Here is a 14700-nt window from a genome sequence, read left to right as displayed (position 1 = left end):
GCGCCTTGGCTTATTGACACCCTACAAAAGCATACGGCTTACGGCCTTGGGTAACGCCCGATTTGTTCAGCAAATCACCGAAGCCCTAGGTAGAAGAGTTACCCCTGCCGCAAGTGGCAGACCGCCCAAGAAAAAAACCCCACACCAGTAAGGATGTGAGGTTATTTTTAAAGCATAAACGGAGATAAACCTAGAAAAAACCGTGGTCTGTCCCCGGTTTCTTTCAAAACCATGCACCTTACGGCCTTGTCCCCTGTTTCTTTCTAGGTTTAAGCTTTAGGAAGGTACTTAGGTGGAGCAGTACCACCTACCGCCCAAGAACATTGAGCCGCACTCACGCAAGTCATTGTATATACAATTGTCTTTGTATCAAGGGCAATATTGTTCAATCCCTGTAATACAACTGTAACAGTCCCCGCATCCACACCTGTGCCAGCAGCAGCTACCGATTTGACATATTTCGAGGTAATAGTAGCTGCTGCTGCAAGCCCAAGATCTGCTTGGGCGGTAGTGGCGGTCAACGTCCCCTCGTTAAAGGCTAGAGCAAGAGCAGCCCGAGCCGGTGAAGATAGGTTTCCCGCTTCTGTAAGCTTCGCTTTAAGCGTGTAGTCCTGATACGAAGGAATCGCTACAGCAGCCAAAATACCAATAATAGCTACAACGATCATCAATTCGATCAGAGTAAAACCTTTCTGCATGTTTTTCATTTTTATCGCTCCCGTTAAATGTCTTAGAAGGAAACCCTACGCTTCGCTTAACTAAAACATTTACCATGCATAGCTAGCAGCAATATGCATGCCAGATGATATATGCAAGCTAATACAATGAAATCTGCCGATGGATGACCGCTGTGCTAGGAAATACTCAGCAGCCGCGCAAATAAATTGCGAAGGCCCAAAAAAACTCCCGCATCTTTTAGAAGATGCGGGAGTTTTAAGATAAATAAACCACGTATAAAACATTAAATAAACAATAACTTAGAGAACTATTAATCCATTTATTTACATACACGAGTAGCAATACAACCGCTGGTAGAATTAGACCATTCCACACCTTTAGTAGAAACGGTAGGTACTAAAATATAGGTGTCCGTTGCCAAAATTCCCCCTGCTACAACCGGTACAACCGTAATGGTACCTGCAGCAACCGTAACGCTTGTGACCCGTGCAGAACCCGTATCAGCTACAGCAGCAATGCCATTGCCACCAGAATTGCAGTTAGTTTTATCACCCAAATCTTGAATACAAATTTCTACCGCGGTTTTAATAGCAGATGTCGCCTGAATCGCTTCAGTAAACTTCGCCTTCTTCGTATAGTCCTGATAAGACGGAATCGCAACGGCGGCTAGGATACCGATAATGGCGACCACAATCATCAGTTCGATCAGGGTAAAACCTTTTTGTAAGTTTTTCATCTCTTGCTCCTAAATCTTTAATTTAAAAGCTTTTTTCCCCGAGCATTAAGCTGCAAAATATGTCTTTTGCTTGTTTATGACATGTGCAATATCGATGCCTGCTTGCTTAGCTTTTGATCGCTGACTGATTAACGGCGGAATTTATCGGTAGGGTGAGGCGCTGTGGCTTATAATTTTATTGAGTCTTGCCGTTGTAGCTCAGTTGGTAGAGCAACTGATTCGTAATCAGTAGGTCGGGTGTTCGATTCACCTCAACGGCACCAATAGAATCAGCGCCTTAAGCTATTTAGTAGGCGAAAACTTATATTTATTTAACTCTTAACTCATAAAAATTATTTTTCTCATAAAAAAAGACCCCGAGGGGTCTTTTTTATTACTGGCTCTAAACACAATGTGACATAAATGGTCAGGTAGCGCCCATTTTTGACATCAGGTAGACCATTTAGTCCGTACAGAATCAATAAAACCTGTAAACACAACACCCTAGGTATTATTTCTAGCTTCTGTACACAAACGTAATTAGCCTGCTAAAAACCCCAAGCCGTGGCGGGCAAGCAGGGTGGCAGTATCGTGCAGGGGCAAGCCCATTACGCCGCTGAAGCTGCCTTGCAAATCAGAAATAAACAGTCCAGCCCTGCCTTGTATGCCATAGCTACCGGCCTTATCCATAGGCTCGCCGCTGGCAACATAGGCTGCGATTTGCGCGGAGCTAAGTGGCATAAAGGTAACGGTACTAAGCGATAGTATGATTTCTATGCCGGTATTGGTGCGTAAACCCAGACTGGTAAGCACTTCGTGGCTACGACCAGATAACTGCTCCAGTGTGGCGATTGCATCATTCGCATCTAGCGGTTTACCTAAAATTTGTCCATCCAGCACCACCGTGGTATCTGCGGCTAAAACGGGCAGGGGCTGTTTGCCCTGTGCCAGCATGGCTTGCCAGCCTGATTCTGCCTTAGCCTTCGCCAGACGCAGCACATAATCCTTGGCGGTTTCATTTAGGAAGGGGGTTTCGTCGATGGGGGCAGTGATACGTTCAAAATGAACGCCAATTTGCGCCAGCAGCTCCTGGCGGCGCGGGCTGCCGGAGGCAAGATAGAGTTGAGGTTTTAGCATGGGTATATGACGAGTAGGGCGGATGAAACCCGCGTTATGAATAATATTGCAATGAAATGATGAGCCGCATTAAAAAATGGCGGGTTATAACCCGCCCTACAACACCACAACATCATTACTCGCGATGATAAGGGTGGTTATTGATGATCGATACCGCCCGATAAAGCTGTTCGGCCAATAGCACTCTGACCATGCCATGCGGCAGGGTCATGGCTGAGAGTTGCAATAGTTGATCGGCGCGTTTTTTTACACTTGGGTCTAGGCCATCGGTGCCACCGATAATAAATACCGTTTCCCGACCATCAATTTGCCAAGTCTTCATTTTTTCGGCGAGCTGCATGGTGGTCCAGTTAGCTCCATGCTCATCCAAAGCCAATACCCGGGCATCTTGCGGGATGGCGGCGAGAATGCGCTCAGCTTCGTCCGCCATCACTTGCTGCGCGGTTTTGCCGCTGCCACGCTTATCGGGCTTTAGCTCGAGTAATTGAAGTGGAAAATCGCGCGGCATACGCTTAGAAAACTCTTTGTATCCAGAGTCAATCCAATCCGGCATCTTGTGCCCAACAGCAATTAAAGTCAGTTTCATACGGCATCAGGCAAAGGATCGGAGCTTAGCGGTTTAAGTGTTGCTGGGGTAGGGGTCTGCAAAAATTGCCTGAGCTCTTCAAAGGGCATCGCCTTGGCATACAGCCAGCCTTGGCCCCATTCAACACCCATTTCTTTCAGCGTTTCTGCCTGCTCGGCGGTTTCGATTCCTTCTGCCACCACGCTCAAACCCAGTGCAGTAGCCATTTGTACGATATGCAATGCCACATGATGCGTGGCAGCACCACTACCTAGTGCTTGCACAAAGCTTTTATCGATTTTTAGTATATCCACCGGCAAAGTATGTAAATAGCTAAGGTTGGAATACCCCGTGCCAAAATCATCAATCAAAATAATATGGCCCGCTTGCCGCAAGCGGGTAATCACCTCAATCTCGCCCTGCCCTAGCACAAGGCTACGCTCAGTGATTTCTAATTCGATGCGGCTCGGGGCAAGCTGGTGTTTTTTGCAAAGTGCAGCAAGGTTTTCTACAAATAGCGGCGAGGCTAAATCTGCACCCGCTAAATTCACAGAGATAGAAACATCAGTGTTAGCAAGTAGCGCTAAATCAGTGGCTACTTTTTCCAGTACAAATCGCGTCAACAGACTGATTTGGCCGTTTTCTTCGGCATAGCCAATAAAAAGATCCGGGCTGATTCTGGAGCCATTTTGCCGCTGCCAGCGCAGTAGCGCTTCAGCACAGCCCACCTCTCCGTTTGCCAGCAGAATCATCGGCTGATAGTACACAACAAACTCGCCTAATCGCAGGCCTTCGATGATCTCCAGCCCCATGGTAAAACTACGCCGAGTAAACCAGATAATAATGCCGATCAATATAATACAAACCACGCTGCATAGCGGTAACAAGTCTTCAAAGTAATCTTGCCAAGCACGTTGCAACTCTTTTGGGGGCAAGGAAGCAGTAATTTTATAGTTTGGATTTGTTCGGCTTACACTCGTCTGCTGCAACCACGTTGTGTCTGGCTTAGGCTTCACATTCTTGGTACTGGCCAAACGCCTTTGATTACGATCCACTTCAATATATAGCCCTCGCTTTTTAACCGGCAAGATATCAACTAAATACTGCGAATCAATCACGGCATAATGTGGCCCTTTACCATACAGAATAGAGGGCTTGGGTAAATCTCCTTTAAACTCAAACCACAAAGAGCGGCCCAACATAGTTTGTTGGTCTGGTGGGGGCAAAGGGTAATTTGATCGGCTTGATGCCGAACATTTCACTACGCCACCCGGCGCATAGATCACGCCACGTACAAATAGCTCACTGAACGTAATATTACTCAGGCGCTGCTGATGAGCCTCACTACAGTCATTAAAATCCGATTTATCTAACTGCTCAAGAAAATGCCCACTCACCGTATAAGCACGATCACTACGCAGCATTGCCTGCTCGGCAATATCATGAAGATAGCCCTGCAGCTCTTCCTTGGCCTGCTCTCTAGCCAGCCAACCTGCAAATAAAGTGGCTGCCACACAGGCAAGAATCGAGATTAGAATAGCTTGCCAGAATAGTTTCTTTTTAAGCATATATTTATGCTTACGCCCTATATTAATTTGCTATCTCAACAACCTTACACTAAATTAGAATATGCTTATATATGAGTAACTTTGTTGTTTATGACCACCCTGACTTTTTAGTGGCGATTAAGCCCGCTGGCTTATCTTTTCATAAAGAAGAGGGTGAGTTGGGCTTTGTTGAGGTATTACGCCAAGCGCTAGGCGGAATGCCACTTTGGCCAGTGCATCGACTCGATAAACTCACCTCTGGTTTACTGCTTTTTGCCAAAAGTGCTGAAGCGGCCAGCTACTTTGGAGCCGCCTTTGCCGAGCATCGTATTAATAAATATTACCTAGCCATCTCTGACAAAAAGCCATCCAAAAAACAAGGTTGGATCAAAGGTGCAATGGAAAAAGGTAGGGGAGGCTCTTGGCGATTAAGTCGTGATGGCGAGTTAAAAGCAGCCACGCAATTCTTTAGCTATGGAGATATGCTTTACGGGCAACGGTTGTTTATCCTTAGGCCACTTAGCGGCCGCACTCATCAATTGCGTGTTGCCCTGAAAAGTTTGGGCAGCCCTATTTTGGGCGATGAGCGCTACGGCGGCACCCCAGCAGATCGTGGCTATTTACATGCATGGGCTTTAGATTTTGATTATCAGGGAGAGCAGCAGCGGATTTTACTAGCCCCAAAATCAGGATCTGCCTTTCAAGGGCTAGAAGCGCAACTGGCGAGCATCGCCGCGCCTTGGGATTTAGCTTGGCCTAAGTAAAGACGAGGAGGGACTTGCGGCGCACTGCGCTCTTGCTTAGCGACTAAAACCCGTCGCATGCAAAGCTTCAAGTGCGCCCTACGCTGCTGAAACCTACCTGCCTTCGCTTTCCAGTTTTTTAAGCTCTTTAATCACATGCTGCTGCCTGCGACTCACTGCCAAACGCTCGGGTAAATCGCGCAGAATCACTTGCCAGTGCGCTTCGCTCCCCCCCACGGCGGACTTCTCAAAGCCCGACATCATGTCCCGTGCCACTAGGCAGTTACGATGGATACGCACAAAATGATTACCGAATTCTTCTTCTAAACGAGTCAGCGAATCCTCGAGCAGATACTCGCGATCGCGTGTGCGCAGCGTAATGTATTTTTGCTCGGCTTTTAAATAATACGCATCCGAAACAGGAATTAAATGCACCCGACCACGCTCAGTGACGCTGAAATGGGTGCGGGCATGACTGGCTGGCTCTGCTTGCGATCTGGCTGTTCGCATATCTTGCACCCGCTTTAAAGCGGAGATCAGCCGCTCTTTACGAATAGGCTTTAACAGATAATCAACCGCGCGCACTTCAAATGCAGCCACACCGTATTCTTCAAAGGCCGTAGCAAAAATCACCACAGGCGGGTGAGAAAAATGGCTTAGCTCGCGGGCCAGCTCAATACCGCTCATTTGCGGCATCTGAATATCCACAATCACCGCATCGGCATCGGCTTCCGCCAAGGCTGCAAGGGCGGCCATGCCACTGGTGGCTGTGCCAACAACATCGTGCGGGCATTCATCAGCAACGTCCGCCAGCACATCTTGCAGCCTGCGCAAGGCGGGGATTTCATCATCAACAAGAAAAAGGCGCAGTGGCGTTCCCATGGGGAATCTCCCGGTAAGGCAAGACAATATGTACTTGATAATAGTCGTTATTCGCGTAAGTGCTTAGATTGGCTTCTGCATCAAAGTGGAGCAGCAAACGCTGACGAATATTTTCTAGCGCCATACCATTGCCTCGATGCTGACTTACCGTCCCTGCCGGCGGCAGAGAATTTCTAATCCCTAAATGAATATGCTTATCTTTAACAGCAATGCTAATTTGCACAGGGCCTGGATTCAATATAGGTTCTACACCGTAGTAAATGGCATTTTCTAATAAGGGCTGCAACAAAAGTGGTGGTAAAACAGCAGATAGCGCTGCCTGAGTAATATCCCATTCCACTTTCAGCCTATCGCCTAATCGTACGGCTTCAATATTTAAATAGCGGCGTGCAACCACCAACTCACATTCCACGGTAGAAAGCTGCTGCTTATCAACCATCACCACCCTGAATAAATCTGCCAGATCTTCTAGTACTTGCTCTGCCCGCCTTGGCTCGCTACGGATTAATGACAGCACCGCATTCAGGCTATTAAAAAAGAAATGCGGGCGTATCCTAGCCTGTAAAGCCGCCAGCCTTGCTTCAGTCAGCCTAGGCGACAACGATTTCCAGCGCAAACGCAGGTAAAGCATTAAAGACACTACCAACATCATGGTAAACAGAAGCGCAGGAAGCAAGGCAGTTACAGGTTGTAACACCGAGAACAATAATTTTCTCTGCACCAATACCATCAGCATTGCTAGCGCGCTCACCAGCAAAACACCTGATCGATAAGATAATCGATGAAGCCAAGGCATCAGCAGCGCCAGCAGCAGCAGCAAGCTAAGCAGAGGAGGCACGACCCACATGGCCGCCTCTCCCAATCTTAAAGGCCATTCTTCCCAGCTTGCCAAACCCAGCAGCACATAAGCCAGCATACCCAAATGCACCAGCAGCAAAATACGTAATATCACACCAAAATTACGAAAATCAGGCAGCGGCACAACTTCTTCGGCCGGCTTATCAAGCAACATACGATTACCCCATTTGTTACCTACACTAAAAGAAACCTTCACAGGCGTTTTGCATGTCTCTCGCCATTATTCATAGCCGTGCCATGATAGGAATTGAAGCAAGTGCCGTGCTGGTAGAGATCCATCTTGCCAACGGCCTGCCTGCTTTTAACCTAGTAGGGCTTCCCGATTTAGAAGTCAAAGAAAGCCGAGAGCGCGTTCGTGCAGCCTTGGCCGTTTGCGGCTTTGAGTTTCCCAACCGGCGAATTACTGTAAACCTTGCACCTGCTGACTTACCCAAATCATCCGGCCTGTTCGACTTACCCATTGCTGTAGGCATTCTGGCAGCCAGCGGCCAGCTTCCTTTAGAGCAGCTGAACGATTTTGAGTTCGCAGGTGAATTAGGGCTATCGGGTGAATTACGCTCTATTCGTGGTGCGCTAGGTATGGCTTGGGCTGCGCAAAAAGTAGGCAGAACGCTGATTTTGCCGGCAGATAGCGCTGCAGAAGCCGCCTTGCTCAGTAGCGCAAGCGTACTTTCTGCCAATCACCTCATGCAAGTTTGCCGGCATTTACTTGGTAGCGATCAGCTAGCGGTCGCGGTGCCAATCGCCATCGAAGCCCCGCCTGCCATGCTCGATTTAAGCGAAGTAAAAGGCCAGCAGCAAGCCAAACGCGCCTTAGAAATTGCGGCCGCAGGCAGACACAGTCTGCTGCTGATTGGCCCGCCGGGCACAGGTAAATCCATGCTGGCACAGCGTTTGCCCAGCCTCTTGCCCGATATGAGCGAGCTAGAGGCGCTGGAAGCCGCCAGAATTCAATCCTTAGGCAAAGAGCGGCTAGATGCCAGCCGCTTTGGTGTGCGCGCCTACCGATCACCGCATCACACAGCATCAGCAGTTGCCTTGGTGGGTGGCGGAAGTGTGCCTCAGCCGGGTGAAATTTCTTTGGCGCATCACGGAGTGTTGTTTTTAGACGAATTACCTGAATTCGATAGAAAGGTTCTGGAAGTATTGCGTGAGCCCCTAGAAAGCCAAAAAATCCATATTGCCCGCGCGGCACACTCCACCGAGTTTCCTGCTGATTTTCAACTCATCGCGGCCATGAACCCCTGCCCCTGTGGCTTTTTGGGCCATCCTAAAAAAGCCTGCCGCTGCACGCCCGATCAAATTGCCCGCTACCGAGGCAAATTATCCGGCCCCTTTATGGACCGAATCGACTTAGTGATCGAAGTGCCATTATTACCAGAAAATACCCTATTAGCCGCCGCCACCGGAGAATCCTCAGCCCTAGTCAGAAAACGTGTGGCGGCAGCTCATCTCAGGCAAACAAAACGGCAAAACACGCCCAATGCCCGCCTGAATGGCAAACTCCTTGAACAACACTGCCCCCTCAGCGATGAAGCACGCGGCCTGCTGCAAACCGCCATCCAAAAATTATCCCTCTCCGCCCGTGCCACCCACCGCGTGCTAAAAGTAGCCAGAACCATTGCCGATCTAGCAGGGGACGAAGCCATCAACACCGCGCATATTGCAGAGGCGATTCAATATCGACGTGGCTTGGGTGGGTGATAAATGCACTGTGCCGGTTTTATAGGGTGTACAACGACACAGTCGTTGCGCACCGAGGGACGGTGCGCAAGAAAACCGACTTGCACACCCTATAAATTCCAAATCGTCACCCCGAGTGCTTTTATCGGGGCTCTAGCAGCGCCACTAGATTCCCGACACCCCCTCGGAAATGACGATTTTTGAGTGTTTATGACAAGCACCAACGGCCACATGGCAAGGCTAACTCGGTGCCTACAGGTTTTATTTATGTAGCCTTGTGGTAGTTATATTTGTCTCAGCTTGCTAGACTCGCGGCAACTTTAGTAATCGGTTTCACGTGAAACATGGCAACTCCTAAATACGACGAATCTTCCGTTAAGGTCTTAAAAGGCCTTGATCCTGTCCGGCACCGTCCCGGTATGTACACCCGCACCGATAACCCTCTGCATATTTGCCAAGAGGTGATCGACAACGCCGCCGACGAGGCTTTGGGCGGCTATGCCACTCAGATCGACGTGGTGCTGTACCGCAATCAAAGCGTGCGAGTCAGCGATAATGGCCGAGGCATTCCGGTAGGGCTGCACCCTGAAGAAGGCGTGCCAACGGTGCAGGTCGTATTTACCCAGCTGCACGCTGGCGGTAAATTTGATAAAAAAGATGGCGGTGCTTACGCGTTTTCCGGCGGTTTGCATGGTGTAGGTGTTTCAGTCACCAATGCCTTATCTACGCGTTTAGAAGTTGAAGTCAAACGCGAAGGCCAGCAGCATCGCCTAGTGTTTGGCTCAGGGGATGTAATCGAGCCCCTAGTGGTGCTGGGCAGTTGTGCCAAAAAAGACAGCGGCACCAGCGTGTATGTAGAGCCTGATCCTAAATACTTTGATTCGCCCAATATTCCGCTGGCCGATCTGGAACATCAACTCAAATCCAAAGCGGTACTCTTGCCGGGGCTAGTAGTTACTCTGGCCATTGAGCAGGCTAATGGCGAGCTGATTAATAAAAGCTGGTGCTATCCGGATGGCTTAACGGGCTATTTATCTGAAAAAGTAGCTGGCTATACCCAGCTGATCCCGATCTTTGAAGGCGAGAAGTATATCGAGCAGGTAGACGATACTTTCTCGCTGGGTGAAGGCTGCGCTTGGGCGCTGACGTGGACCGAAGACGGCCCAGTTAACCGTGAATCTTATGTGAATTTGATTACCACACCGGTCGGTGGCACGCACGAATCAGGCCTGCGCGACGGGGTGTTTCAAGCGGTTAAAACCTTTATCGAATTCCACAGCCTGCTGCCTAAGGGCGTAAAAGTGCTGCCGGAAGACTTATTTGGCCGCTGCTCTTTTGTGCTATCGGCCAAGATTCTAGACCCGCAATTCCAAGGCCAGACCAAGGATAAGCTAACCAGCCGCGATGGCTTAAAGCTGGTCTCTACCGTAGTGCGCTCGCCCTTTGAAATCTGGCTAAATCAGCACGTTGATCTGGCTAAAAAGCTAGCCGAGCTGTGCATCCGCGCGGCGCAAGCACGGCAAAAGAACTCGCAAAAAGTAGAGAAGAAAAAATCCTCCGGTGTAGCAGTCTTGCCCGGCAAGCTAACCGATTGCGCATCGGATGAAACCGAGCGCTGCGAGTTATTCCTGGTCGAGGGTGATTCGGCGGGTGGCTCAGCCAAGCAAGGCCGGGATAAGGATTTCCAGGCCATTCTGCCACTGCGCGGCAAGGTGCTAAACACTTGGGAAGTCGATCGCGATCAGATTTTTGCCAATAATGAAGTACACGATATGGCCGTGGCGATTGGCGTTGATCCGCATACCTTAAGTGATAACAAGGTTGATTTGTCTGGCCTGCGCTACGGTAAAGTGATCATCATGTCGGATGCGGACGTCGATGGTAGCCATATTCAAGTGCTGCTACTCACGCTGTTTTACCGCCATTTCCCGCAGCTAATTGCCCAAGGGCATGTCTATGTGGCACAACCACCGTTGTATCGGGTGGATGTAGCGGGTAGCGGCAAAGCGAAGCCTCCGCGTAAATTCTATGCGCTAGATGAAGGCGAATTAACCGCCATTTTGGATAAGCTACGTGTAGAAAAAATCCGCGAAAACGCTTGGAGCATCAGCCGTTTCAAGGGTCTGGGGGAAATGAATGCCGAGCAATTATTCGACACCACGATGAATCCAGACACCCGCCGCATGTTGCGCGTTGGCATTAACGACGATGTGGCGCTGAATACTCGTGAGCTGATGCATATGCTGATGGGCAAATCTGAAGCCAGCAGCCGTAAAGCGTGGCTGGAAGCACGAGGCAATGAAGCCGATGCTGATGTTTAAACTATAGCGTTTAAGTCAGCACAAAAAAGGGCCGCAGATTTTATTCTGCGGCCCTTTTTTACATTAAATTACTTTAAAAATTTCAGAAATTTACCCAAAGCAGTAGTAGGTTCAGGCGCTACCGTCCCTGCTTCTGATTCATCAAATGCTAAAGTGCAATCATCAGGCAAGGCAGCCACATCCACTTTGCCTGTAATGCTACAAGTCCAGCTGATCGTGCCATCATCTCCGGCAGACGGGCTCAGGATAATTTCCTTATCCTGATGCGGCGTATTGAGCGCTAGGTTCAGCTCGGCGGATTCCGGGTTGATTTCCACGCTTTTAATCAAGCTCTTTGCTGGAATTTTAAAGCCTAAACCCTCAACCGCCTCCGGCATATACCCGGTTTCTTCGTAGAAATTGCCTACCAACTTGGCCGCAACCATTCCCTCTGTATAAGCTTGGCTTAATTCAATATGTGTTTTTGCATTCAGCGCTTTAGTCTGATGGCTGGAATACGCTGACATTGAAATAGGCACCAAAATCAGCAGCAGATAAATATAAACAACCATCGCGCCGATCAAGCCAAAACCGGTATTTGGAATCGTGGCAGAAATCAGCCAGGCAAATATATTACGGCGAGGAAATACAGCCGCATCGCCATTTTCTACGCGGGCAACGCGTTTGCACAGCCAAGGGTAATCAGCAGTTAATTCATTGACTGCCATCCAGAAACCATCGGTATCTTTAGCTTGAGCGATATAGGCTTGGGTATTCAAACTTTTCCAACGGCTGCTGCCCGCTGCTAATACGGCCAGTGCATGCACCGCACTTTGCTTATTGCTCGTGCAAGCTAAGCCATACTGATCGCAGCTATATTCTCTGGCACGGGAATACGCGGTGCCAAGCAAGGGAATCCAGCTAGCAAAAACCAGCCACCAGTGGTGTACTAAATGCTTTTGCGCAATATGGCCTAGCTCGTGGCCGATATAGAAATTTAAGGCTTCGGTATCTTCTTGCAAAGCATCAACAATATCGCTGAGCAGCACCACGTAATACCGGCGCAAAAACCGAGTAGCAAATGCGTTTAAAGCACCATTGCCTGTCATTAAATAAAATTCTGGCCGCTTATTTAATCCCACAATCTGGCAGCAATTTTCAAAACGGACGTGTAAATCAGGAAACTGCTCAGCAGTAACACGCACGCCATTGCCACGCACATAGGAAATAAAATACGAGAACCCAAATAAGCCGATGAGATAAAGCACCAGCATAATAATCCAGATAATACCAAAGGTGACCAGCGTTAAAGCCAGCCAGCTCAGGCCGGAAATCACCGCCATGATCACAAATAAACGCTGCTCATTAGCGTATGGCTTGATCACTGCCCTTTGGCTATTTGCTGCTGGTGTTGAAGCTTGGTCTTCCATAATGCCCCTGCAATTTTTTACAAAGCGGCGATTATAGCGGCTAATCCAAAAATTACTTAACCGAATCTGACTATTTTCATTCGTAGTAGTTAGTAAAAACACTTACAAATGTAAGACTGCGATCATCGCTTCTTTTTGGCTTTAATCAAACCACGATCCTCATACCTGCGTAGAATCCGACTAAATTAGTCGGGAATTAAGGAGAGGCATCATGTCATTGTTTTCTGCCGAAACGGTCACCTTTGAAACACCTATCGCCATGCTGATAGCCTGTCACGATAGGGTGCGCCAGTATGCTGATTTAACGCTCAAGCTAGCTCAACACCTGATTAAAGAAGGTGTAGATGCCAAGGCACAAGATGCTGCCACTGGCATTTTGCGCTATTTCGACGTAGCAGCCCCGCTGCACCACGACGATGAAGATCTCGATTTATTTCCTCTGCTTAGCCAATACGGCGACGCTGATCTACAAACCATCATTGCATCGACCAGCGCCGAGCACGAAACACTTGGCCTGCTCTGGCAAGATATCCGCAGCTATTTAATTCCACTGGCAGCAGGGCAAAATGGCAGCTTGCCACTCCCTTTGGCAAGCGAATTTGCCAAGCGCTACACCGACCACGCCGATCTGGAAGAAGCACGTATTTACCCTAGCGCCGAACTGCTGCTCGATGCCCCTACGTTGGCGGCAATGGGGCAGAACATGGCTGATCGACGCATTCAAAGCACCGCTCAGGATAAAGCCTTATGAAAACCTTTCTCAGCGCTCCTCACCGTATTGGCTTTTTTTGCGGCACTTTATTACTAATTGCAAGCCTTGCTTGGTGGGCTAGCGAAATGCTGCTTAGGGCTAGCGGCAGCACCATGCCCAGCAGCATTGCGCCGATGTTTTTACATGGCTATCTGATGCTGTATGGATTCTTTCCGCTATTTATGCTGGGCTTTATCTATACGGCGGGGCCTAAATGGCTGGGCGTGGACAGCCCCTCAGCCAAGCTTTATGTACCGATTTTTATCACCTATGCCGTAGGCAGCGCCCTCTTAATTGCCGCGCTATTTTGGCAGCCACTGCTTAGCCTTGGCATTGCTCTACATTGGATCAGCTGGGGAGCGGCCTGCCTTGTCTGGCTCGACCGTGTACGGGCCAGCAGCGCGCCGGATCGTGGCCATGCCATTCATATTGCACTTGCCTTTGCTATGGGGTGGATAGGACAAGGGCTGGCGCTGTATTGGGCCGTGTTTGGCGCAACGACGGGCTGGCTGAGCATGATAGAAATCTGCTTATGGGGATTTTTACTGCCGGTGTATTTGACTGTTAGCCACAGAATGCTGCCGTTTTTCTCTGCCAACGCCATCCCAAACTACAGCGCATGGCGGCCGCTATGGCTGTTAAACGCCATGATTGCCTTGTCTTGGGGGCATGGGGCCTTAAAGCTGGCGCATTTCAACAGCCTGCCTGTGGATGCCGTATTTGCTGGGCTGCTGCTCTACACCAGCTACCGCTGGCGTCTATTTGCCTCACTCCAAAACCGGCTCTTAGCCATGCTGCATCTCGCCTTTGCTTGGGCGGCGGCCGCTATGCTGCTTTACACCGTTCAAGATGCGGCCCTATTAACAGGCTCGGCCATTCTGGGATTTGCACCGCTGCACGCCATAAGCATCGGCTTTTTTGGCACGATGCTGCTGGGCTTTGCCACAAGGGTGAGTCTGGGCCACGCAGGCCTGCCGCTCATCCTCAGCCGCCTTGCTTGGACGCTTTATTGCCTGTTGCATGGGGTCGCCATTGCTCGTGTGCTGGCCGAAGTGCTGCCTTGGCAAAACACCCTGCTCTGCGCCGCAGCCTTGGGCGCATTACTGGCCTTCTTACTATGGGGTAGCCGCTTTATGCCGGTGTATCTAAAGCCGAGGGCGGATGGAAAGGCGGGGTAGTTTTATCTCATCAGATAAATCGTAGGTTGGGTTAGCAGCTTTATCGCGTAACCCAACATTCTTTTGACCATAAACGTTGGGTTACGCGGGGTTATCCGCCAAAAATCGGCGAATAACCCCGCTAACCCAAGCTACGAGAGCATTGCTCCGACAGATTTTCTTTTGTTTAAAAAAGTCGCTATCCGTTTTTTTGAGAAGTTCAAACTCGTACCAAGGTATATCATTCCCCATCC

At 49.4% G+C, this 14700-nt stretch carries 13 protein-coding genes and 1 tRNA gene; 6 read left to right on the top strand and 8 right to left on the bottom strand.

All coding sequences use genetic code 11. The features are described from left to right. Nucleotides 1-269 precede the first annotated feature (269 nt). Nucleotides 270-707: a pilin gene (locus ACFQNF_RS03305; protein ID WP_380186080.1), complete on the bottom strand. Its 438-nt coding sequence runs from the start codon at nt 705-707 to the stop codon at nt 270-272. Between the two features lie 290 nt (nt 708-997). Then, complete coding sequence (locus tag ACFQNF_RS03300) at nt 998-1414, bottom strand: pilin (RefSeq protein ID WP_380186078.1); 417 nt, start codon at nt 1412-1414, stop codon at nt 998-1000. Between the two features lie 187 nt (nt 1415-1601). Here ACFQNF_RS03300 and ACFQNF_RS03295 point away from each other — a divergent pair. After that, a tRNA-Thr gene (locus tag ACFQNF_RS03295) sits at nt 1602-1677 on the top strand. Nucleotides 1678-1933: 256 nt separating this feature from the next. On the opposite strand, the gene ACFQNF_RS03290 is transcribed toward ACFQNF_RS03295, so the two are convergent. The 3 genes from ACFQNF_RS03290 to ACFQNF_RS03280 all read right to left on the bottom strand — a co-directional run bounded on the left by ACFQNF_RS03290 (nt 1934) and on the right by ACFQNF_RS03280 (nt 4663). After that, entirely contained in the window at nt 1934-2530 is a 597-nt protein-coding gene (locus ACFQNF_RS03290; RefSeq protein ID WP_380186076.1) for a Maf family protein, read from the bottom strand. A gap of 115 nt (nt 2531-2645) precedes the next feature. Then, the gene (gene rlmH / locus ACFQNF_RS03285; RefSeq protein ID WP_380186075.1) at nt 2646-3116 is read right to left on the bottom strand and encodes a 23S rRNA (pseudouridine(1915)-N(3))-methyltransferase RlmH; all 471 of its coding nucleotides are present in this window, start codon (nt 3114-3116) and stop codon (nt 2646-2648) included. Next, on the bottom strand, nt 3113-4663 hold the full coding sequence (locus tag ACFQNF_RS03280; protein WP_380186073.1) for an EAL domain-containing protein: 1551 nt from the start codon (nt 4661-4663) through the stop codon (nt 3113-3115). The genes rlmH and ACFQNF_RS03280 overlap by 4 nt, the downstream gene beginning before the upstream one ends. A gap of 71 nt (nt 4664-4734) precedes the next feature. On the opposite strand from ACFQNF_RS03280, the gene ACFQNF_RS03275 reads away from it, so the two are divergent. After that, on the top strand, nt 4735-5406 hold the full coding sequence (locus ACFQNF_RS03275; RefSeq protein ID WP_380186071.1) for a TIGR01621 family pseudouridine synthase: 672 nt from the start codon (nt 4735-4737) through the stop codon (nt 5404-5406). A 93-nt stretch (nt 5407-5499) separates the two neighbouring features. On the opposite strand, the gene ACFQNF_RS03270 is transcribed toward ACFQNF_RS03275, so the two are convergent. Together ACFQNF_RS03270 and ACFQNF_RS03265 are read right to left on the bottom strand one after the other, a co-directional pair. After that, the gene (locus ACFQNF_RS03270; protein WP_046353753.1) at nt 5500-6267 is read right to left on the bottom strand and encodes a LytR/AlgR family response regulator transcription factor; all 768 of its coding nucleotides are present in this window, start codon (nt 6265-6267) and stop codon (nt 5500-5502) included. After that, nucleotides 6236-7279 carry a sensor histidine kinase gene (locus ACFQNF_RS03265; RefSeq protein WP_046353754.1) on the bottom strand — a complete coding sequence of 348 codons (1044 nt, stop codon included), beginning with the start codon at nt 7277-7279 and terminating at the stop codon, nt 6236-6238. Before ACFQNF_RS03265 ends, ACFQNF_RS03270 begins: the two co-directional genes overlap by 32 nt. A gap of 53 nt (nt 7280-7332) precedes the next feature. Here ACFQNF_RS03265 and ACFQNF_RS03260 point away from each other — a divergent pair, with 53 nt between their 5' ends. Together ACFQNF_RS03260 and parE are read left to right on the top strand one after the other, a co-directional pair. Next, the gene (locus tag ACFQNF_RS03260) at nt 7333-8829 is read left to right on the top strand and encodes a YifB family Mg chelatase-like AAA ATPase (RefSeq protein ID WP_380186069.1); all 1497 of its coding nucleotides are present in this window, start codon (nt 7333-7335) and stop codon (nt 8827-8829) included. Nucleotides 8830-9152: 323 nt separating this feature from the next. After that, a complete protein-coding gene (parE, locus tag ACFQNF_RS03255; protein WP_380186068.1) occupies nt 9153-11129 on the top strand; it encodes a DNA topoisomerase IV subunit B in 1977 nt (658 codons plus the stop codon). 68 nt (nt 11130-11197) lie between these two features. On the opposite strand, the gene ACFQNF_RS03250 is transcribed toward parE, so the two are convergent. Next, nucleotides 11198-12538, bottom strand: a complete 1341-nt coding sequence (locus ACFQNF_RS03250) for a M48 family metalloprotease (RefSeq protein WP_380186066.1) — start codon at nt 12536-12538, stop codon at nt 11198-11200. A 211-nt stretch (nt 12539-12749) separates the two neighbouring features. On the opposite strand from ACFQNF_RS03250, the gene ACFQNF_RS03245 reads away from it, so the two are divergent. Both ACFQNF_RS03245 and ACFQNF_RS03240 read left to right on the top strand, forming a co-directional pair. Beyond that, nucleotides 12750-13289: a hemerythrin domain-containing protein gene (locus ACFQNF_RS03245; protein ID WP_380186065.1), complete on the top strand. Its 540-nt coding sequence runs from the start codon at nt 12750-12752 to the stop codon at nt 13287-13289. Further along, a complete protein-coding gene (locus ACFQNF_RS03240; RefSeq protein WP_380186063.1) occupies nt 13286-14467 on the top strand; it encodes an NnrS family protein in 1182 nt (393 codons plus the stop codon). Before ACFQNF_RS03245 ends, ACFQNF_RS03240 begins: the two co-directional genes overlap by 4 nt. The last annotated feature ends 233 nt before the right edge of the window (nt 14468-14700 follow it).

The organism is Iodobacter arcticus, from assembly GCF_042664895.1.
GTDB classification, from domain to species: domain Bacteria; phylum Pseudomonadota; class Gammaproteobacteria; order Burkholderiales; family Chitinibacteraceae; genus Iodobacter; species Iodobacter arcticus.
The sequence above is the reverse complement of the archived record's forward strand: the minus strand, read 5'-3'. Positions and strand labels throughout refer to the sequence as shown.